Annotated in this window: 20 protein-coding genes; 11 read left to right on the top strand and 9 right to left on the bottom strand. The window is 62.7% G+C overall.

Annotated elements, in window-relative coordinates; genetic code table 11:
* The first annotated feature begins 39 nt into the window (after nucleotides 1-39).
* Nucleotides 40-636: a TetR/AcrR family transcriptional regulator gene (locus tag ACVWZT_RS23875; RefSeq protein WP_457471778.1), complete on the top strand. Its 597-nt coding sequence runs from the start codon at nucleotides 40-42 to the stop codon at nucleotides 634-636.
* Nucleotides 637-671: 35 nt separating this feature from the next.
* Here ACVWZT_RS23875 and ACVWZT_RS23870 read toward each other — a convergent pair whose 3' ends face one another.
* Entirely contained in the window at nucleotides 672-1,577 is a 906-nt protein-coding gene (locus ACVWZT_RS23870; RefSeq protein ID WP_457471777.1) for an AraC family transcriptional regulator N-terminal domain-containing protein, read from the bottom strand.
* Nucleotides 1,578-1,757: 180 nt separating this feature from the next.
* On the opposite strand from ACVWZT_RS23870, the gene calA reads away from it, so the two are divergent.
* Nucleotides 1,758-2,810: a vanillin reductase gene (gene calA / locus ACVWZT_RS23865; protein WP_457471775.1), complete on the top strand. Its 1,053-nt coding sequence runs from the start codon at nucleotides 1,758-1,760 to the stop codon at nucleotides 2,808-2,810.
* A gap of 60 nt (nucleotides 2,811-2,870) precedes the next feature.
* On the opposite strand, the gene ACVWZT_RS23860 is transcribed toward calA, so the two are convergent.
* Nucleotides 2,871-4,187, bottom strand: coding sequence for a hypothetical protein (locus ACVWZT_RS23860; RefSeq protein WP_457472140.1), 1,317 nt, complete (start codon nucleotides 4,185-4,187; stop codon nucleotides 2,871-2,873).
* Between the two features lie 205 nt (nucleotides 4,188-4,392).
* On the opposite strand from ACVWZT_RS23860, the gene ACVWZT_RS23855 reads away from it, so the two are divergent.
* Nucleotides 4,393-5,592: a sugar transporter gene (locus ACVWZT_RS23855; RefSeq protein WP_457471774.1), complete on the top strand. Its 1,200-nt coding sequence runs from the start codon at nucleotides 4,393-4,395 to the stop codon at nucleotides 5,590-5,592.
* Between the two features lie 61 nt (nucleotides 5,593-5,653).
* Here ACVWZT_RS23855 and ACVWZT_RS23850 read toward each other — a convergent pair whose 3' ends face one another.
* The 3 genes from ACVWZT_RS23850 to ACVWZT_RS23840 are packed head-to-tail and all read right to left on the bottom strand — an operon-like array spanning nucleotide 5,654 to nucleotide 8,090.
* Nucleotides 5,654-6,238: a LysE family translocator gene (locus ACVWZT_RS23850; protein ID WP_457471773.1), complete on the bottom strand. Its 585-nt coding sequence runs from the start codon at nucleotides 6,236-6,238 to the stop codon at nucleotides 5,654-5,656.
* 50 nt (nucleotides 6,239-6,288) lie between these two features.
* Entirely contained in the window at nucleotides 6,289-7,119 is an 831-nt protein-coding gene (locus tag ACVWZT_RS23845) for an AraC family transcriptional regulator (protein ID WP_457471771.1), read from the bottom strand.
* A 47-nt stretch (nucleotides 7,120-7,166) separates the two neighbouring features.
* Complete coding sequence (locus ACVWZT_RS23840) at nucleotides 7,167-8,090, bottom strand: LysR family transcriptional regulator (protein WP_296230221.1); 924 nt, start codon at nucleotides 8,088-8,090, stop codon at nucleotides 7,167-7,169.
* A gap of 104 nt (nucleotides 8,091-8,194) precedes the next feature.
* On the opposite strand from ACVWZT_RS23840, the gene nfsB reads away from it, so the two are divergent.
* The 3 genes from nfsB (at nucleotide 8,195) to ACVWZT_RS23825 (ending at nucleotide 9,862) form a co-directional block, all read left to right on the top strand.
* Nucleotides 8,195-8,848 carry an oxygen-insensitive NAD(P)H nitroreductase gene (gene nfsB / locus ACVWZT_RS23835; protein ID WP_457471768.1) on the top strand — a complete coding sequence of 218 codons (654 nt, stop codon included), beginning with the start codon at nucleotides 8,195-8,197 and terminating at the stop codon, nucleotides 8,846-8,848.
* A 130-nt stretch (nucleotides 8,849-8,978) separates the two neighbouring features.
* Complete coding sequence (locus ACVWZT_RS23830) at nucleotides 8,979-9,428, top strand: antitoxin Xre/MbcA/ParS toxin-binding domain-containing protein (RefSeq protein WP_296230219.1); 450 nt, start codon at nucleotides 8,979-8,981, stop codon at nucleotides 9,426-9,428.
* Nucleotides 9,425-9,862 (top strand): RES family NAD+ phosphorylase, encoded by a 438-nt coding sequence (locus ACVWZT_RS23825; RefSeq protein ID WP_296230218.1) that lies wholly within the window; start codon nucleotides 9,425-9,427, stop codon nucleotides 9,860-9,862. Before ACVWZT_RS23830 ends, ACVWZT_RS23825 begins: the two co-directional genes overlap by 4 nt.
* A 6-nt stretch (nucleotides 9,863-9,868) precedes the next feature.
* Here the strand turns inward: ACVWZT_RS23825 and ACVWZT_RS23820 are convergent, their stop codons facing one another.
* Entirely contained in the window at nucleotides 9,869-11,023 is a 1,155-nt protein-coding gene (locus tag ACVWZT_RS23820; RefSeq protein WP_296230217.1) for a cysteine desulfurase family protein, read from the bottom strand.
* 196 nt (nucleotides 11,024-11,219) lie between these two features.
* Entirely contained in the window at nucleotides 11,220-12,146 is a 927-nt protein-coding gene (locus ACVWZT_RS23815) for a LysR family transcriptional regulator (protein WP_457471767.1), read from the bottom strand.
* Between the two features lie 141 nt (nucleotides 12,147-12,287).
* On the opposite strand from ACVWZT_RS23815, the gene ACVWZT_RS23810 reads away from it, so the two are divergent.
* Nucleotides 12,288-13,517 (top strand): acyl-CoA dehydrogenase, encoded by a 1,230-nt coding sequence (locus tag ACVWZT_RS23810; RefSeq protein ID WP_457471765.1) that lies wholly within the window; start codon nucleotides 12,288-12,290, stop codon nucleotides 13,515-13,517.
* 88 nt (nucleotides 13,518-13,605) lie between these two features.
* Here ACVWZT_RS23810 and ACVWZT_RS23805 read toward each other — a convergent pair whose 3' ends face one another.
* Nucleotides 13,606-14,277 (bottom strand): OBAP family protein, encoded by a 672-nt coding sequence (locus tag ACVWZT_RS23805; RefSeq protein WP_457471764.1) that lies wholly within the window; start codon nucleotides 14,275-14,277, stop codon nucleotides 13,606-13,608.
* A gap of 293 nt (nucleotides 14,278-14,570) precedes the next feature.
* Between ACVWZT_RS23805 and ACVWZT_RS23800 the strand changes: the two genes are divergently transcribed.
* The 4 genes from ACVWZT_RS23800 to ACVWZT_RS23785 all read left to right on the top strand — a co-directional run bounded on the left by ACVWZT_RS23800 (nucleotide 14,571) and on the right by ACVWZT_RS23785 (nucleotide 17,412).
* The gene (locus ACVWZT_RS23800; protein ID WP_296230489.1) at nucleotides 14,571-14,939 is read left to right on the top strand and encodes a histone-like nucleoid-structuring protein, MvaT/MvaU family; all 369 of its coding nucleotides are present in this window, start codon (nucleotides 14,571-14,573) and stop codon (nucleotides 14,937-14,939) included.
* A 140-nt stretch (nucleotides 14,940-15,079) separates the two neighbouring features.
* Nucleotides 15,080-16,489 carry a PAAR domain-containing protein gene (locus tag ACVWZT_RS23795; protein ID WP_457471762.1) on the top strand — a complete coding sequence of 470 codons (1,410 nt, stop codon included), beginning with the start codon at nucleotides 15,080-15,082 and terminating at the stop codon, nucleotides 16,487-16,489.
* Complete coding sequence (locus tag ACVWZT_RS23790; protein WP_457471760.1) at nucleotides 16,473-16,862, top strand: hypothetical protein; 390 nt, start codon at nucleotides 16,473-16,475, stop codon at nucleotides 16,860-16,862. Before ACVWZT_RS23795 ends, ACVWZT_RS23790 begins: the two co-directional genes overlap by 17 nt.
* A 160-nt stretch (nucleotides 16,863-17,022) precedes the next feature.
* Complete coding sequence (locus ACVWZT_RS23785) at nucleotides 17,023-17,412, top strand: hypothetical protein (protein WP_457471758.1); 390 nt, start codon at nucleotides 17,023-17,025, stop codon at nucleotides 17,410-17,412.
* 7 nt (nucleotides 17,413-17,419) lie between these two features.
* On the opposite strand, the gene ACVWZT_RS23780 is transcribed toward ACVWZT_RS23785, so the two are convergent.
* Complete coding sequence (locus ACVWZT_RS23780; RefSeq protein ID WP_457471757.1) at nucleotides 17,420-18,484, bottom strand: TerC family protein; 1,065 nt, start codon at nucleotides 18,482-18,484, stop codon at nucleotides 17,420-17,422.
* Nucleotides 18,485-18,620 lie beyond the last annotated feature (136 nt).

Raw genomic sequence — 18,620 nt, 5'->3', positions numbered from 1 at the left:
GTAAGTTACGTTCAGTAAGTTACTTTTGGTAGGTAAGCGATGTCAAGCGATGATCCAACCCGAGCGCGCAAGCGCCTGAGCCGTGACGAGCGCCGTCGCCAGTTGCTCGATGTGGCCTGGCAGCTGGTGCGCGCGGAGGGCACCGATGCCCTCAGCCTGGGCCGTCTGGCCGAGCAGGCGGGGGTGACCAAGCCGGTGGTCTACGACCATTTCGAAACCCGTACCGGGCTGTTGGTGGCGCTGTATCAGGAATACGATGCCCGCCAGTCGCGCATGCTGGAACAGGCTCTGGCGCGCTGTGATGCCAGCCTGGCCAGCCGCGCCTGGGTGATAGCCGAGGCCTACGTCGACTGCGTGATGAGCCAGGGGGTGGAAATACCCGGCGTCTCGGCCGCGTTGGCCGGGTCGCCGGAGATGGAAGCGCTCAAGCGGGCCTATGAGCAGCCCTTCCTCGACAAGTGTCGGGAAGCGCTGGCCGGCTTTTCCCCCAGCGGTACCGTCGGGGCTGCCGGCATGCGCCTGTTGGTGGGGGCAGCGGATGCGTTGTCGCAGGCGGCTGCGGCGGGAGAACTGGAAGCACAGGCGGCCAAGGCCGAACTGCAGGCCGCCATCATGGCGATGGTCGAGCGCCAGTGACGGTTCGAGATTGGCCGGCGGCACAGCCCATCGCCTCAAACCGGCAAGCTTTGATAGGGTAATTCGTCGCCTGGGCTGCGGTTGAACTGGCGCTTGTATTCGCGGCTGAACTGCGAGGTGCTCTGGTACCCCACCCGGTGGGCCGCCTGAGCCACCCCCAGGCTTTCGCCAATCAGCATCTGCTGGGCCTTGAGCAAGCGCAGACGCTTGAGGTATTGCATCGGCGCCATGTCAGTGCAGCGTTTGAAATGCTCGTGAAAGGTCGACACGCTCATGTTGGCACGCGCCGCCAGCGCCTCCACGCTCAGTGGCTCGGCGTAATGCTCGCGCAGGTGGGCGAGGGCGGCGCCAATGCGGGCAAAATGCCCCTGTTGTTCGACCAATGCCCGCAATACGCCCGCCTGCGGGCCACGCAAGGCGGTATACAGCACCTCGCGTACCCGCGCCGGCCCCAGCACCTTGGCATCCAGCGGGTCCTGCAGGCAGTGCAACAGGCGTTCCACGCATTCACGCATCGGCGCATCGAGCGCCGCTGAAGTCATCGACTGCGGCGTTTGTGCCTGCACCGCTGCATCCGGGGCCAGATCCATGCTTTGCACCAGCTCCCCGAGCACGCCGCGGTCGATGTGCACCGCCACGCCCAGCAAGGGCGCTTCGGGGGTGGCAAAGGTTTCGCACATGAACGGCACCGACAATGCCTGCACCAGATAATGCCCGGCGCCGTACTCCAGGGTTCGTAGCCCCAGGCGTGCCAGTTTGCTGCCCTGGGCCAGGATCATCAGGCTGGGTTCGTAGATCTGCGGGCTGCTGGCCACGTAATGGTCCCAACTCAATACCTGCACCTGGGGCAGGTGTGTGGGTACGAAGCCCGGGTGTATGGCGAGGCGGCGAATCAGGGCGCAAAGCGGCGCATTGGCGTCGACGTGTCGGGTCAGTTGCATGGTGAACCAAGGCAGAGAATCAGACAGCTTGATCATCGCAGATTGGCGGCGGCGCGCCAGCTGCGGCAGGACATCTTCGGAGAATCAGGCATGAATGCCGGAGGATCAGCGATGGGCGGGGCGGTACATGGCGCGCAAAATGCGCCGCCTGAATCGTTTCACTTCACAGCGAGGCCCTGTATGTACACCGCCATCGGTTATGCCGCCCAGACTCCCACCAGCCCCCTGGCGCCCATGACTTTCGAGCGCCGCAGCCCACGCCCGGACGATGTCGCCATCGAGATCCTGTATTGCGGCGTGTGTCACTCGGACATCCACCAGGCACGCAACGAATGGGGCATTGCCGTGTACCCACTGATGCCTGGCCACGAAATCATCGGCCGCGTCACCGCAGTGGGCGACAAAGTGACTGCGCACAAGGCCGGTGACCTGGTCGGGGTCGGCTGCATGGTCGACGCCTGTCGCCATTGCGAAGCCTGTGCCAAGGACCTGGAACAGTACTGCCTGGAAGGCCCGACCATGACCTACGCCACCCCGGACCGGGTCGACGGCAGCAATACCATGGGCGGGTACTCAAGCAGTATCGTGGTCAGCGAGCACTTCGTGCTGCGCATTCCGGCCGGCATGGACTTGCCCAGCGCCGCGCCGATCCTGTGTGCTGGCATTACCACCTATTCGCCGCTGAAGCACCATGGCGTCGGCCCCGGGCACAAGGTCGGCATCCTTGGCATGGGCGGCCTGGGCCACATGGGCATCAAGCTGGCCAAGGCCCTGGGCGCCGAGGTCACGCTGTTCACCCGTTCGCAAGCCAAGGCCGAGGAAGCGCGTCGCCAGGGCGCCGACCATGTGATCGTGTCCACCGATGCCGGGCAGATGCGCGCTGCAGCCGGGCGGTTCGACTTCCTGCTCGACACCATCCCGGTGCAGCACGACCTCAATCCCTACCTGGAAACACTGAAGTTCGATGGCGTGCATATTCTGGTGGGCCTGATCGAACCGATCGACCCGGCTGTGCACGCGGCCAATCTGGTGCTGAAGCGTCGGGTGCTGGCGGGTTCCCTGATCGGCGGGATCGCCGAAACCCAGGAAGTGCTGGATTTCTGCGCCGAGCATGACATTCGCTGCGATATCGAATTGCTGGATATTCGCAACATCAACCAGGCCTACGAGCGGATGATTGCCGGCGATGTCAAGTACCGCTTCGTGATTGACATGGCCACACTTCAGGGCTGATGCGCGGGCAAGCCCGCTCCCGCTGGTCCATGCGCGGCGGGCGCGGGGTTGCGCGCACGGTTACCAGGCCATCGGCTTGTCCCAGTCCTTCCAGAACAACCAGCGCCGCACCTCGCCATGCTTCCCGGTGCCGATCTGCCAGGCGGGCCGCCCGCCATCCAGCGCAATCAACGAAACGAACCCGGCATGGCTGGCTGCCACCAGTGTCCGACCATCGGTACTGATATCCAGCGCGCTGATGGTCGAGCCCAGGTAATGCTGCCAATGCTCCACCCCATCTTCGCCAAACGCCCGCAGGTAGCCATAGGCATCCCCCACGATATATTCGCCATCGCGCGCCACGGCGGCATACACCCGTGCGCCATCCTGTACCAGCGGCGTACGTGGGTCCTGGCTGTAGTAGTCGGTATCCAGCCCCGGCAGGTCGGCCACCCTGACCGCCAGGGTGGCACCGCTGTAGAAATGGCAGGCGTTGAGTAGCAGTTGGTCACCCGTGCGGTTGAACAGGGCAAAGTGCGGGTATTCGCTGGCAGGCCCGATTGCAGCCACGGGCCTGAGCTGGTGGTCCAGCACAAGGTGGCGGCTGCCCTGCTCACCGACCACGATCAAGCGGCCATCCGCCGATACCGCTCCGTGCTCCATGCTCAGCCCCAGGCTGATGTCGTCCGGGTCGGTGCCTTCGGCCAGCTCATCGAGTATCCGTGCCTGCTGCGGCAGCAGTCGGATCGCGCCCTGGCAGGTGAGCAGGAAGATACCTTCGGCACTTACCAGCAGGACCCGCTGGCCATCCGGAAAGGGGATCAGGGCGGAGGGCGTGGGTGGCAACTCGAACGGCTCGAACGGGTAACCTGCCGGCAACCCCTCCAGCCCCGTCGGCCAGGCCAGGCGCTGTACCTGGGGGCCGCCCCAGCCATCGGTCACGCGCACCCCTTCGGTGTTGGCCAGGGCGAAGTAGCGACGTGCCGGGCAGCGGCCGAAATGCTCGACCCCGATCACCGGCGTTACCGCGTGGCTGTCGATACGCACTACCTGGCCTTTGTCACAGGGCATGCCGATGCGCGCCAGCAGGCTCCCGTCATCCAGCAGCAAGACGTTGCTGATGCCCTGGCCGTGAGCATCGAGCAACGGCACCAAGGGATGGTGCGCAGGCGGCCAGGCCTCGCGGAAGGCCTGGCGCTGCTGGTCATCGACGCCGGGGCGGTTGGCCGCCTGCAGGGCGGCCAGCCAGGCCTCCAGCAGGTGCTCGGTGGCAGCGGCCTGCGGTGCTTCGAGGTGGTCCCAGCCGTGCGCGCGGCCCTGCGCGACGTAGTCGTTGACGGCCCGGGCATAGGCGGTGACCGCCTGTTGCCACTGTTGCTGGGGAGTCTGCTTGTCCATGCGCGGGTCGGGCTCCTGGTTGCGTACACGTATCCACAAAGCGCGCATGGTACTCCTTCTGCCCGATGCGCGGTTGTGAGGCCGGGGTGTGACGCGTACCATGCCGGGCATTCCTTCCAATAACAAAGCGTACGTCGACACCCGGTGCAACCGGGTGGCTGGCGTGCGGTCTGTTGCCTTGTCTGCGGAGAACCGGTTTCAACCCATGAATGGACCCATACCCACCCACATGCCCCCCACGGCAGGCAGCGGCAGCTGGCTGAGCGTGATTGCCCTGGCCCTGGCGGCGTTCATCTTCAACACCACCGAGTTCGTCCCGGTGGCGCTGCTCAGTGACATTGGCCGCAGCTTTGCCATGAGCACCGCCCAGGTCGGCCTGATGCTGACGATCTACGCCTGGGTGGTGGCGCTGGCCTCGTTGCCGATGATGCTGCTGACCCGCAACATCGAGCGGCGGCGCCTGTTGCTGCTGGTGTTTATGGTGTTCATCGTCAGCCACCTGCTGTCGTGGCTGTCGCAGAGCTTTGCCATGTTGCTGGTCAGCCGTATCGGCATTGCCCTGGCGCATGCGGTGTTCTGGGCCATTACCGCCTCGCTGGCGGTGCGCGTGGCACCGCCGGGCCAGCAGGCCAAGGCGCTGGGCCTGTTGGCTACCGGCACCACCCTGGCCATGGTCCTGGGCATCCCGCTGGGCCGGGTGGTGGGCGAGGCGCTGGGCTGGCGCATTACCTTCCTGAGCATTGCCGTGGTGGCGCTGGCGACCATGCTCTGCCTGATGAAGTCGCTGCCCTTGTTGCCCAGCCAGAACTCCGGCTCGCTGCGTAGCCTGCCGATCCTGTTCAAGCGCCCGGCGCTGGTGATCACCTATGTGCTGGTGACGCTGGTGATCACCGCGCAGTTCACTGCCTACAGCTACATCGAGCCGTTTGCCCTGCACGTGGCACAGATCGGCGCTGAGCGCACCACCTTGCTATTGCTGTTGTTTGGTGGTGCCGGGGTATTCGGCTCGTTGCTGTTCAGCCGTTACAGCGACCGCTTCCCGCATGGCTTCCTGGTCGGTTCGATCGGCCTGTTGGCGGCCTGCCTGCTGCTGCTGTTGCCGCTGTCGGGCAACTTCTATGCGTTCGCTGCGCTGAGCATGTTCTGGGGCGTGGCCATTCTCAGTTTCAGCCTGTCGCTGCAGTCGAAGACCTTGAAGCTGGCGTCCGATGCCACCGACGTGGCCATGGCGTTGTTCTCGGGTATCTACAACATCGGCATCGGCGGTGGCGCGTTGCTCGGGAGTATTGTCAGCAGCCAGCTGGACGTGGCCTACATCGGCCTGGTGGGCGGAAGCGTGGCGGTGCTCGGGTTGCTGCTGGCGGTTGCCAGTACCGCGCGGTTCCGCGAGGCACTGACACATTGACCTGACCCTGGCACGCACTTCTGCAGATACCTGTAGACCTGAGAGCGAGGGTGCAGACTGCTCAGGCCAGCACGGCAGCCCAAGCAGACAACAGCAGCACCCCTGCCAGCACCTGGTTGAACAGCCGCAACCTCTGCGGCGCCTGCAGCCAATGCGCGCTGCCTGCTCCAAGCAGCGCCCACGCCGCCATGCACGGCAGGGCGATCAGCCAGAACACCAGCGCCAGCCGCCACACCGGCAGCGATGGTGAAGCAAACACCCCGACCACGGCCACCGCCATCAGCCACACCTTGGGGTTCACCACCTGCAACGCGGCCGCGCTGAACGCACTGAGTCCTTGCCCCGTGGCTGCCTGCAGCGGGGCGGCCGCACTGCGCAGCATTTTCCACGCCAGCCAGCTCAACCACAGCACACCGGCGCCACTCATCAACTGCTGAGCCAGCGGGTGGCGTAGCAGCAGCTCACCCAGCCCCAGGCCAACCATCAGCACGATCACGGCAGCTGCGCCACAGGCAGCCACGATCGGCGCGAGGCTCGCGCGCAGCCCGGCGCGAGCGCCATGCGCGAGGATCAACAGGTTGGTTGGCCCGGGGCTGATGCTGGACACCAGGGCAAACAGAATGAAAGGCAACAGTGACTGCGACATGATCAAGGGCTCCGGATGAACGAAGCGCCATGTTCGCTGCCCGCCGCCGTTCAGTCTGGAAGGTTTGAGCAGCGCCTGCGGTAGTCGGCCGGGGTCAGCTGGTAGGCGCGGCGGAACCAGCGCCCGAGGTGGCTCTGGTCGGCAAAGCCCAGGGCCATGGCCACTTCGCTGGGAGTCTGGCCCTGGGCGAGCAGGCGCCGCGCGCGAGCCAGGCGCAGCTGGATCAGGTAGGCGTGCGGCGCCAGGCCGTACGCGGCCTTGAACGCGCGGGTCAGGCGGAAGCGGTCGATGCCACAGGCCTGGGCCAGGTCTTCCAGGCCAATGTCGCTCGCCAGGTTGGCGTGCAGGTAATCGCGCGCACGCTGCGCGGTCAGCGGCAGGCGCGGGTCGGGGTTGATGCGTCGGCGCCAGTGCAGGTGGCGGGTCAGGCAAGCCAGCAGGTCGTCCATGGCCGTCTGGCGCACGATGCGCCAGTCTTGCCCGTGCACGGCGCGGAAGGCGAGGGCGGTGGCCCGGGCGAGGCTTTCGTCGTGGCACAGGGTATCGGCGAAGCTGGGCAGGCTGTCGCCTGGCACGTGCTCGAACAGCGCCCGCAGTTGCTGGTCCAGCCAGGCGGGTTGCAGATACAGCGTCGAATAGGTGAAGCCTTCCGCAGTCGGTGCCAGGCCATCATGGATGTCACCCGGTTCGAGCAGAAACACCTGCCCCGGTGTGCTGCGGTGGCGTACCCGGCGGCAGTTGAACTGCTGCACCCCCTGTTCGGTCACGCCGACCAGGAAGCTGTCGTGCCAGTGCGGGTCGTAGGCATGCCCGACGAAATGCGCGCGGACCGACTCGATGCCGGTGTCGGCGTCCTGTTTGAGGTCGATCCAGTTGCTCATGGGGGCGTGCCGTAACGGAAACCACTACCTTAGCGTAACGGCCCGGCTCAGTCTGGAACGATTGTGCAGCCGTTGCTCAGGGCCCGGCTGCGCAAAGCCTCGAAGCGTTCGCGCAGGCACACATGCAATTGCCTGATCGCGGGCGTGAGCTGCTTGCGGTGCGGGCATACCAAGGTGACCGGTGCAGCCTCACCAATGTGCTCGGGCAGGATGATTTCCAGTTCGCCGGCTACCACGTTGGCGCTCACATCCAGCCACGACTTGTAGACGATGCCTTCGCCTTGCAAGGCCAGGCGGCGGATCACGTCGGCATCGTCGCTGACCAGCGGCCCGCGCACTTGCACGGTACGGTTGCCCACCCGCCATTTGTCGTAGACCCGATTGTGCTGCATGTACAGCAGGCAGGCGTGCTGTTGCAGGGCTTCAGGCGTGAGCGGGCGGCCGTGCCGTGCCAGGTAGTCGGGTGAGGCGACCAGCACCCGGCGGTTCCAGTCGGCCAACGGCAGGGCAATGTAGTTGGCGTCCTGGTTGAGGCCGTAGCGAATGGCCACGTCCACCGGGTCACGGTTGAGATCGGCGATCTGGTCGGACAGGAAGAAGCGCAGGTGCAGGGCCGGATGTTCGCGGCGAAAGGCGCTCAGCCACGGCAACAGCATGTTGCGGCCCAGGTCTGAAGGCGCTGATACCTGCAGGACGCCACGCAGCACGCTGGAGTTGCCATGCAGGTCTTCGCGGCCCTGGCGCAGGCTTTCCAGCACATTCACGGCGGTCGGCAGATACAACTCGCCTTCGGCAGTCAGGCGCAGGCTGCGGGTGGTGCGGGCAAACAGGCGCACATCGAGATCACGCTCAAGGCGCTTGATCGCGGCAGCCACCTGGCCTGGCAACAAGCCGGCTTCGTGTGCGGCGGCAGTGAAACTGCCCAGTACGCTGCTGCGAACGAACAGCTCGAGGTCGGCGATGCGCAGCATTTTCACTCCACAAGTTAAAGTGTTGTTGCATTGTGCCGGTTTTTCTTTTTTGCAGGGAAGATAGCATGGCCAGCAAATCCCTCGTTCATTCCAGGAGTTGTTGCATGGATACTGTCTCGCTGGCCAAGCGCCGCTACACCACCAAAGCCTACGATGCCTCGCGCCGTATTCCCCAGGCCACCGTCGACCCCCTGCTCGAACAACTGCGCCACAGCCCGTCTTCGGTCAACTCGCAGCCGTGGCATTTCATCGTCGCCGATTCTGCCGAAGGCAAGGCGCGCGTGGCCAAGAGCACTGCCGAACGCTTTGCCTACAACTCGCCGAAGATTCTCGATGCGTCACACGTGATTGTGTTCTGCACGCGCACCGAGATGAGCGAGGCCCACCTGGACGCAGTGCTCGAGCAGGAGGCAGCGGATGGGCGCTTCCGTGATGAGCAGGCGCGTGCCGCGCAGAACCAGAGCCGCCGGCACTACGTCGACCTGCACCGTTTTGACCAGAAAGATTTGCAGCACTGGATGGAAAAGCAGACCTACCTGGCGTTCGGTACGGCCATGCTGGGGGCTGCGGCCCATGGCCTGGACGCGACACCTATCGAGGGCTTCGACAGCAAGATCCTCGATGCCGAGCTGGGCCTGCGCGAGCGTGGCTTCACCAGCGTGGTAATCCTCAGCCTGGGGTACCGCAGCGAGACGGATTTCAATGCCGGGCTGAACAAGTCGCGCTTGCCGGCTTCGCAGGTGTTCACCTTCCTGTGACATCGTCCGGGGGGCCGCACAGCGGCCCTTGCAATTTATCAAGGTCAGGGCTGGGCCGCTTGGCATCCTGGCTGGCAAGTATCCGGCAAATACCGCATACTTGTCGGCAAACGCCGGAAAGGAGCTTGCCATGCTTGCCGAAGTGCTTCGCGACAACGGTTACCACGAGTACCGGGCGCGCCTGCATGCGCTGCTGGAAATCCCCGAGTTTGCCAGTGATCTCGAGATCCACACCCGCATCACCCACGGGTTTGCCGCCACCTGGCTGGTAAAGCTGACCGAGCTGGGGGTATTCACGCCAGTGGAGCGTGACCAGATCATTCCCTTGCGCACCCTGAAGTCCCGCATCGAACGTGACCAGCCACTGACCGTCGAGGAAAGTGACCGGTTGTTCCGCTCGGCGCATATCACCGCGATGGCCGAAGCCGTGTTCGGCGACGCGGCCAAGGCCAAGCGCTGGCTATCCAAGCCCAAGGAGCGCTTCGCGGGACTGACGCCCATGCAGATGCTCACTACCCAGCAAGGTACTACCCAGGTCGAGGAAATGCTGCTGCAGATCGCCGAAGGCTTTGGCTTGTGATCCTGTGGCGGATCAGCGCCTATGCCGACCTGAGCGGAACCGGCGGTTTGCGCGTCAGCGGCCGCTGGCACCAGGCCGGTCGGCCAGTGGTCTATGCTGCCACCAGCCCGGCCGGTGCCATGCTCGAAGTGCTGGTGCACCTGGAGATCGACCCCGAGGATTTCCCCACCACGATGCGCTTGCTGCGCATCGAGTTGCCCGACACGGTTTCCCAGGCACAGCTGCCATCCTTGCAGCCTGGCTGGTCAACGCAGACCGAACTTACCCGCGGTCTGGGCAACCGCTTCCTTGATGACTGTTCGGCGTTGCTGCTGCCGGTGCCCAGCGCGATCATGCCCAGAACCATCAATTACCTGTTCAACCCGCGGCACCCGCAGGCGCACAGTGCCAGGCTCGAAGTCGAAGACTTCACCCCGGACAGCCGGCTGTTCTAGACAGGTTTACCAGAATGCCGCCGAAGCCGCTGCCAGCACCCTGGCAAAAACTTTGATCGCTGTGTCCACTTCGGCCTCGGTGCTGAAGCGGCCGATGCTCAGGCGCACGCTGTTGCGTGCCCGGTGTTCGTCCAGTCCCATTGCCAGCAGCACGTGCGAGGCCGCCTTGCTTGCCGAATTGCAGGCAGAGGTGGTTGACAATGCCAGCTCGCTGGCCAGTGCGGTACTGTTGAAACGGGGGTTGTCAATGCACAGGTTCAGCGTATGCGGAATACGCTGTTGGGCGCAGCCATTGAGGCTGACGCCAGGCAGCGCCAGCAGGCCTTCGCGCAGGCGCCCGGCCAACTGTTCGAGGCGGCGGTGCTCGCTGTCGCCGGGCTGGCCGGCCAAGGCGAAGGCGGTGCCCATGCCGACGATCTGGTGGGTCGCCAGGGTGCCGGATCGCAACCCCTGCTCATGCCCGCCGCCGTGCATCTGCGCGCACATCAGCGGGCGCGCGCGCGGCCCGACGTAGAGCGCACCAATCCCTTTGGGGCCATACACTTTGTGCGCCGAGAACGACATCAGGTCCACGGCCATCGCGCTCAGGTCGATGGCCAGTTTGCCCACCGCCTGCGCTGCATCCACGTGCAGCAGGGCACCGTGGGTGCGCACCTGTTCGCCAATCGTGGCAACGTCAGTGAGCGTACCCAGTTCATTATTGACCGCCATCAGCGATACCAGGCGGGTGTCGGCGCGCAACGCCGCCTGCACGGCGGCAGGCTGGATCAGCCCGGCGGCATCGGCTGCCAGGCGGGTAACCGCCCAACCCTGGCGCTCCAGCTCAGCCACGCTGTCGAGCACGGCCTTGTGTTCCAGCTGGCTGGTGATCAGGTGCCCGGGCTGGCCGAAGCCTTGGGCGATGCCCTTGAGTGCCAGGTTGTTGGACTCGGTCGCGCCTGAAGTCCAGACCAGTGCGTCAGCCTGCGCGCCGACGCGTTCGGCCACTTGCTGACGGGCCTGCTCGACAGCCTGGCGGGCGGCCTGGCCAAAGGCATGGCCGGTGGATGCCGGGTTGCCGAAGTTGGCCTGGCTGCCGAGGCAGGCAAGCATGGTTTCGATGACCCGGTCGTCGACCGGAGTAGTGGCGGCATAGTCGAAATAGAGCGGGGCGCTAGGCATTGGGGCGGGTCCGTGTCATTGCCGTAATCTCGGCGATCGTTGCAGCAAGCGTACCCGCCGCGTGGGCAATAGTTTTTGCTTCTTGCGGCGATATTTCCCGAATCGCTGAATGGATATTTCTACCAATAGAACGATTAGTAGAAAATTTTTCTCTCGCCTGCCCAAGGTTTGGCCCCAACGCCTCTTGGCAAGCCCTTCAGGCGGGCGCCAGCGCCTTTTCCTCCTCGGCCACGACGCGCTCGCACAACTCGGTGATCTGTTCGCGCATCCAGCGGTTGGCCGGGTCCTGGTCAGTGCTTTCATGCCAATACAGATGGGTCTCCAGCGCCGGCACTTCCACCGGCAGTGGCTGGTAGCGCAACTGATGGCGGCGGGCGAAGCGCTCGGGAACGGTCATTGCCATGTCGGTCTGCTGCAGCACCTGCGAGGCCATCAGGTAATGCTGCGAACGCAAGGCAACCTTGCGTTGCACGCCCATCTTGCCCAGGGCCAGGTCGACATAGCCCAGGCCGTTGCGGCGGCTGGAGATATGGATATGGGTCATGCCCAGGTAGCTTTCGAGGGTCAGTTTGCTGTCTGCCAATGGATGGCCCTGGCGCAAGGCGCAGACATAGCGATCCTGCATCAGTTTGATGTGGCGTACTTGCGGGTCGGTATTCAACGGCGCGTCGATGGCAAAGTCCAGGCGCCCGGCGGCCAGCTCCTTGGTGGTCTCGCGGCGCTTGCACAGGAAGCTTTCGATCAGCACCGCCGGTGCCAGGCGGCGCAGGCGCTGGAACAGCGGCGGCAAGATGACCGCCTCGGTCAGGTCGGTCATGCTGATGCGGAAGGTCTTGTTGGCCTGTTGCGGGTTGAAGGTGCGGCTTTCCTGCACCGAAGTGCGCAGCAGCGCCAGGGCGTTGCGCACCGGGCCGATGATGTTCTGCGCCATGGGGGTAGGCACCATGCCTTGCGCGGTGCGCACGAACAGTGGGTCGTTGAAGGTTTCGCGCAGCCGCGAAAGGGCGTTGGACACCGCCGGCTGGGTAATGCCGACAATCTGCCCGGCGCGGGTCAGGTTGGCTTCGGTGTAGATCGCATCGAATACGATGAACAGGTTGAGGTCGACCTTGCTGAGGTTCATGGGCGCCGCTCTTTGTTGGAATTATCGGCCGATCATATATCGGTTATGAATGTTTATACACACGGAAAATAGACTAGGTGGATGGTGGCTTGCTGCTCTAGGCTCTGCCCCATGTACTTCGAACCGTGAAGGTAGCCCCCGATGGATTTCGCCTATTCGCCCAAGGTCCAGGCACTGCGTGAGCGCGTCAGCGCGTTCATGGACACCCATGTCTACCCCGCCGAGGCGGTGTTCGAGCGGCAGGTCGCCGAGGGCGACCGCTGGCAGCCCACCGCAATCATGGAGGAACTCAAGGCCAGGGCCCGCGCCGAGGGCCTGTGGAACCTGTTTCTGCCTGAATCGGAATACGGCGCCGGGCTGAGCAACCTGGAGTATGCCCCGCTGGCAGAGATCATGGGCCGCTCGTTGCTCGGGCCAGAGCCGTTCAACTGTTCGGCACCGGACACCGGCAACATGGAAGTGCTGGTGCGTTATGGCAGTGAGGCGCAGAAGCACCAATGGCTGGAGCCGTTGTTGCGCGGCGAGATCCGGTCGGCATTTGCCATGACCGAACCGGACGTGGCGTCCTCGGACGCCACCAATATGGCTGCCACAGCTGTGCGTGACGGTGACGAATGGCTGATCAATGGCCGCAAGTGGTGGACCTCGGGTGCCTGCGACCCCCGCTGCAAGGTGATGATCTTCATGGGCCTGTCCGACCCGCTGGGGCCACGCCACCAGCAGCATTCGATGGTGCTGGTGCCGACCGATGCGCCCGGAGTGAAGATCGTCCGGCCGCTGCCGGTGTTCGGCTATGACGACGCACCTCACGGCCATGCCGAAGTGCACTTCGAAAACGTGCGGGTGCCGTACGAGAACGTCATCCTTGGCGAAGGCCGCGGCTTCGAGATTGCCCAGGGGCGTCTTGGCCCGGGCCGGATCCACCATTGCATGCGCTCGATCGGCATGGCCGAACGTGCACTTGAGTTGATGTGCAAACGCTCGGTGGAGCGCACCGCTTTCGGCCAGCCGCTGGCGCGACTGGGGGGCAACGTCGACAAGATTGCCGACTCGCGCATGGAAATCGACATGGCCCGGCTGCTGACGTTGAAAGCGGCGTACATGATGGACACGGTCGGCAACAAGGTGGCTCGCAGCGAGATTGCGCAGATCAAGGTGGTGGCGCCGAACGTCGCGTTGAAGGTGATCGACCGGGCGATCCAGATCCATGGCGGGGCTGGGGTGAGCGGCGACTTCCCGTTGGCCTACATGTATGCCATGCAACGTACCCTGCGCCTGGCCGACGGGCCGGACGAGGTGCACCGGGCGGCGATTGGCAAGTATGAAATCGGCAAGCATATGCCGGCGCGCAAGGGGCACGACGAGCGATGATTTCGCTCGCTTGGGTCGCCCGCTTCCACAGGCAGGGCGCAGCCAGACCGGTGGCCGCGGGCTTTTCGTCAGGAAGCCCATAGAACGGCTAGCGGCTGGAGCGGCTGTTGGTGTTTTCCGGTGTTGCCTGGCTGGGGCGATGGAGGTGGGCGCCGGTCGGGTCGACGAGCTGGATGACATTGCCCCGTTGCCAGCCGTTGGCCTGCGGGTCGGGTGCGGGTATCGCGATGTCGGCCCGTTGCGCCTTGCTGTCGGCCGTATCGATGCGCAGGCGCCGGTTGCGTTGTTCGACCATGGCCGGGTTGGCCTGGCCATCGGCGGTAAAGCCCATCATCAACTGCGGGACGCCGAGCGGCAGCGCCTTGTCCTGGTCGGTGTGCCAGGTATGCCAGGTTTTCCCATAGGTATGTGCCAGGCGCTGCATCAGCGCATGTTCTGCCGGCGCGGGGATGCCTGGTGCTACCAGTTGGCCAGACGATACTTCATAACCATGGCTGTGCCACATGGCTTTCTCCTTTGCCGGCAAGTGGGCGAACAGCTTCTGGTCGATGATGTACTCGACGCCCATGATCTTGGCGCTACGGGTATTGCCGTCGTAGATCACGCACTGGATGACATCTTCGTTCAGCACCGAGCAGTAATGGTGGGCTTCCATCTGGATGTCGGGGTGGCCGTTGTAGAAGTGGAAGCCATCCAGATAGGCATTGAGCGCTTCGATGGGGGGCTTGTCCTGCAACAGCGCTGCGCCTGCATCCAACATTCTGGTGGTTCCGGACTCGGATTTTCCGGGTGCGTCGACAGGCGACACTGTTCGGGGCGTGGAGCAGCCCCAGAGGGCAAGACAGGCGACTGAAAGGCGCAGCCAGCATGCGATGAACTTCATGTAATCGGTCTCCATGGGGTGTGGGCAGAAGACCGCCAGTTGGTGCAAAACATTGAATTCACGGGACAGGCGGTACAGCTGGTGCAATGGCCTGGAACTTAGTACTTGCGTGGCTGCACTAATTGGTTGTCAACCCAGACAACCCAGGCCGTCCTGAGGAAGGTACCCTAATGTCCCGTCTTGCCGAATTCCGCCAGCTGGAACAGAAACTGGCTGCTCAACTTGCCGAACTGGAAGCCATGAAAGGCAGCCCCGAGCTGCAAAGAGAAATCGAGTTTGAAACCAAACTGCGCAACTTGTTGGCCAAGTACGAGTTCAGCCTGCGCGACATCATCAGCCTGCTGGACCCGCAAGGCGGTCGCCGCCCGGCTCAGCCCGCCGCTGCGCCCAAAGCCAAGCGGCGCGCGCGCCAGGTGAAACAGTACAAGAACCCGCATACGGGTGAAATGATTGAAACCAAGGGCGGCAACCACGCGAAGATGAAGGCCTGGAAAGCTGAACATGGCGCTGAAGAAGTTGAGAACTGGCTGGTTCGTTAGCGTGCCCAGGCAGGTGAAACCAGGCGAAACTGTAAGCTTGGCCAGCCCGTAGGAAACTTCTGATTTTTGACTCCCTGCCCTCGAAGTCCCCCTGTGGATGCTAGGTTTCCATCCCTGAACCAGGTACAGGGAACTTGTGGATGCGCGTCAGTCTGGAGGGAAGAGGGCAGGCGGTCGATGGTGATGTCACCACTACGGGTGCTGTCTGTATAGCGACGGGCGCCGGCTATCTCGCCGACGGTCGAATGGTGCTTCGCGAGGGTGACCGCACCACGCCGTGCCCGCTCTGCGGGCAGGCGGGCACTGTCGCCGAAGGCGTAAACCATTTTATTTCCGGCGGCCAGCGGGTGGCCGTGGACGGTGCGCTGGTGCTTTGTGGCTGCCCACCGGGCAGTAATCGGGTTGTTGCACCGCTGCATGAGGCGCCACCGTCTACGCAGCCTGTTATGGGCAGGGCTGATACACACTTTGCCGAGCCTCCAAACGCCTTGTACCCCGAACACTTCTCCCAACCGGTAGTGGGGGCGTTGCCCGGTACGCTGGAGCCAGGGTTCTATGTAGTGCCACGGCGCATGTCGTTCGCGCAGGTGCTGCTGCAATTGGCCGAGCACGATGCCACGTTGCCAATCTCACGGCTGCAGCGGCTCAACCCGACGTTTGAACAGGGCTTCAAGGCAGGGGAAATCTTCGTCATCGGTGATCCTGACCACGGTGATGCCTGCACCCGCGAGGAGGGACAGCTGATGGCGGCGGCCCAGCATGCGCGCCGTGCGCTGGCAGTGCTCGATTTCGCCGAAGCGGACTTCATGATGGAGCACCAGGCTGAAATTGCGGGTCTGCTCAGCAATGCCAGCCAGTCCATGGGCGTGGGCAAGGACATGCTGGAACAAGGACTGAAGCAGGTCAGCAGTACCTTGACCAGTATCGAACAACTGCACCAGCGGGAGTTCATGCGCCATGGCCATCTGAACAGCCCGAACTTTTTCGCCGAACGGCGACAGTTGCTGCAGCAGCTGGATGGCCAGTTGAAAGTGGCGTTTCTTAACAAGCAACTGGACCTGGGCAACTACGAACGGCTGAAGAAGCGCTTGAATATTTCGACCAAGAGCCTCGTGCATCATTGGTCGAAGGCGGGCGGGCCGGGGCAGATACCGGGGTATACGACGCATTTGGACAAGGTGGCGCGGCTTAGCAAGTACCTTGAGTATGGAGGGTATGCAGCAATAGGTCTTGGCGGCACTTCGTCTTACTTGAAGGTGGAAGAAGCATGTCGCGCAGGAGAGACCGAGTCGTGCAGGAGAGTACGGTTTACAGAAACAGGTAGTTTTTCGGGCGGTGTCGCCGGAGCATTCGCTGCAGGAAAAGTGAGTGGCTTAGCTGCACTTGCTGTGTGTGGAATATTTTCTGCTGGAACGGCAGGGCTAGGGACACCTATATGTGGCATTGTGCTCGTTGGTGGCGGATCTCTCGCGGGTGGAATACTCGGTGAGAAGATAGGTGAGGAAACAGGGAGGTTTATATATGAGGCAGGCTATGACTGGCTTCGATAGCTGGCCGTGGGGGCTAAAACTGCTCATGTTGATGGGGCCGTTTCTGCTGTCCATGGCCGGCTGTAGCATCAGTGCCTTCGTCGCTTATACCAGACGTTTCGAAGTCGCCTACAAATGTTTGGAATGCCACCCGGGCTTGGTGCAGATGAAGAGATTTTACGGTGCTAAGACGCAGGCTACGCGCTGGTTGGTGCTCACATTTATTTGTGGCGTACTCATTTACCCGGATGTGCATTTGAAGCGTGGTCACTTAAGTGAAGATGCTTTGAGGCAGTTTCCAGTAGCACTCAAGCGGATACTGAAATTCTCGGCGTGGCTGACCATAGTCGGTCTGGTCTGGATGGTAGTTACCTATGTTTGTATAACAGTGTAGCTGCTCCATTGCGTTATGCATTTTTCAGCTGCGTTGGTTAACCATTTAGAAGTCCTGGCTGGGCTAAACCTGCGCTTTTCTCGCTGCCGGGACAGTGGGGGGAACGTCGGTGAGTATGTGGGGGAGCCATTTATTAATGTTGTGTTGAGTGATCTGACAAATGACTGACTTTGACAGTTGGCCGCCGCTATTTAAGCTGGCATTCCTGATTGGACCGTTTGTTATTGGGTTCTTAGGGCTTGCTATTAATGTGCAAGTCGCGGTGTCTCGCGATTATAAAGTCGCGTTGTCCGCTATCACAAGCAACCCTTATCTGGAGCAAATGAAGCCTGTTTGGGGGGGAGGAAGCCTGAGGTCCCGCTGTTTGTTGTTAAGTACGGTGAGCGCCTTGGTTGCGTTTCCCAAGCTGCACCTATATATGGGCTGGCTTGATGAGCAGGAGCTGAAGGACTTTCCGCCGTGCTTGAAGCGAAAGATGATTATTGCGTTGTGGATGATTCTTGTTGCGCTGCTTTGGTCATTGGTGGGTTACCTTATGATTAAAGGATAACGAAACCTCAGACCCGCATCTGCGGGTCTTCCTCTTTCTGGTCGATTGTACGATTGGAATTTGCAGGTTGTTCGACTGACTGATTTACGACAGCCACCTTCTCCCCCCGCGTCTTGACCAATGAAACCACCACCCCACCCAACAGTAACCCGAACGTCACCCCCAACGACAGCAGCGCCGGCACCTTGCCCACCATGCCGTGATAGAAAATCTTGCAGCCAATGAAGATCAGCACCATCGCCAGCGCATACTTGAGGTACACAAACCGGTGCATCAGCGCCGCCAGCGCAAAATACAGCGAGCGCAACCCCAGGATGGCGAAGATGTTCGAGGTATAGACAATGAACGGGTCCTGGGTAATGGCGAAGATCGCCGGCACGCTGTCGACGGCGAACACCAGGTCGGCCAGTTCGATCAGCACCAGCGCCAGGAACAGTGGGGTGGCATGGCGCAGCGCCTTGCTCTGGCCGGGCGGAGCAAGGCGTACGAAGAAATGCGCGCCGTGGATCTGCTCGGTGACCCGCATGTGCCGCCGCACGAACTTCAGGATCGGGTTGTTGGCCAGGTCCGGCCGGTGGTCTTCCTTCGACAGCGCCATCTTCACCCCGGTAAACAGCAGGAACGCGCCGAAGAGGTACAACACCCAGGCAAAGTTTTGCACCAGCGCCGCGCCCACACCGATCATGATCGCCCGCAGCACGACCACGCCGAGGATGCCCCAGAACAGCACGCGGTGCTGGTAGCGGCGGGGGATGGCGAAATAACTGAAGATCATCGCCATGACGAAAACGTTGTCCATCGATAGCGACTGCTCGACCAGGAAACCGGTATAGAACTCCAGCGCCGGTTGTGCGCCCAGGTAATACCAGACCCCGAGGCCGAACAGCACGCCGACGCTGAAATAGCCTGAGTACAGCAACAGGCTTTCGCGCATTTCGATTTCCCGGTCGTGACGGTGCAGCACGCCAAGGTCGAGCACCAGCAGGCCGACGACGATGACCACGAACAGTAGCCACAACCAGGCGCTGGTGCCGAGAAACGGGGTGGTGAGGAATGTTTGCAGAGCTGTCATGAGCCCCTCCTTGAATGTCGACGTTGCATGGCAACAGTGATCCGACATGGCGGCCTGGCAGCCGTCAGAGGGGCCCGGTATCACATGGTCTTGATCCTAGTCCTGATTGCCGGGGATGCCGAATGGGGAGCTGTTA

It is taken from the genome of Pseudomonas sp. TE21394, assembly GCF_054057835.1.
This window is presented reverse-complemented; position numbering and strand designations above follow the sequence as displayed.

Excerpts from the sequence above, each read along its gene's own strand:
- ACVWZT_RS23875 (WP_457471778.1), top strand. The coding sequence starts at position 40 with ATGTCAAGCGATGATCCAACCCGAGCGCGCAAGCGCCTGAGCCGTGAC.
- ACVWZT_RS23870 (WP_457471777.1), bottom strand. The coding sequence starts at position 1,577 with ATGCAACTGACCCGACACGTCGACGCCAATGCGCCGCTTTGCGCCCTG.
- calA (WP_457471775.1), top strand. The coding sequence starts at position 1,758 with ATGTACACCGCCATCGGTTATGCCGCCCAGACTCCCACCAGCCCCCTG.
- ACVWZT_RS23860 (WP_457472140.1), bottom strand. The coding sequence starts at position 4,187 with ATGGACAAGCAGACTCCCCAGCAACAGTGGCAACAGGCGGTCACCGCC.
- ACVWZT_RS23855 (WP_457471774.1), top strand. The coding sequence starts at position 4,393 with ATGAATGGACCCATACCCACCCACATGCCCCCCACGGCAGGCAGCGGC.
- ACVWZT_RS23850 (WP_457471773.1), bottom strand. The coding sequence starts at position 6,238 with ATGTCGCAGTCACTGTTGCCTTTCATTCTGTTTGCCCTGGTGTCCAGC.
- ACVWZT_RS23845 (WP_457471771.1), bottom strand. The coding sequence starts at position 7,119 with ATGAGCAACTGGATCGACCTCAAACAGGACGCCGACACCGGCATCGAG.
- ACVWZT_RS23840 (WP_296230221.1), bottom strand. The coding sequence starts at position 8,090 with ATGCTGCGCATCGCCGACCTCGAGCTGTTCGTTCGCAGCAGCGTACTG.
- nfsB (WP_457471768.1), top strand. The coding sequence starts at position 8,195 with ATGGATACTGTCTCGCTGGCCAAGCGCCGCTACACCACCAAAGCCTAC.
- ACVWZT_RS23830 (WP_296230219.1), top strand. The coding sequence starts at position 8,979 with ATGCTTGCCGAAGTGCTTCGCGACAACGGTTACCACGAGTACCGGGCG.
- ACVWZT_RS23820 (WP_296230217.1), bottom strand. The coding sequence starts at position 11,023 with ATGCCTAGCGCCCCGCTCTATTTCGACTATGCCGCCACTACTCCGGTC.
- ACVWZT_RS23815 (WP_457471767.1), bottom strand. The coding sequence starts at position 12,146 with ATGAACCTCAGCAAGGTCGACCTCAACCTGTTCATCGTATTCGATGCG.
- ACVWZT_RS23810 (WP_457471765.1), top strand. The coding sequence starts at position 12,288 with ATGGATTTCGCCTATTCGCCCAAGGTCCAGGCACTGCGTGAGCGCGTC.
- ACVWZT_RS23805 (WP_457471764.1), bottom strand. The coding sequence starts at position 14,277 with ATGTTGGATGCAGGCGCAGCGCTGTTGCAGGACAAGCCCCCCATCGAA.
- ACVWZT_RS23800 (WP_296230489.1), top strand. The coding sequence starts at position 14,571 with ATGTCCCGTCTTGCCGAATTCCGCCAGCTGGAACAGAAACTGGCTGCT.
- ACVWZT_RS23795 (WP_457471762.1), top strand. The coding sequence starts at position 15,080 with ATGCGCGTCAGTCTGGAGGGAAGAGGGCAGGCGGTCGATGGTGATGTC.
- ACVWZT_RS23790 (WP_457471760.1), top strand. The coding sequence starts at position 16,473 with ATGACTGGCTTCGATAGCTGGCCGTGGGGGCTAAAACTGCTCATGTTG.
- ACVWZT_RS23785 (WP_457471758.1), top strand. The coding sequence starts at position 17,023 with ATGACTGACTTTGACAGTTGGCCGCCGCTATTTAAGCTGGCATTCCTG.
- ACVWZT_RS23780 (WP_457471757.1), bottom strand. The coding sequence starts at position 18,484 with ATGACAGCTCTGCAAACATTCCTCACCACCCCGTTTCTCGGCACCAGC.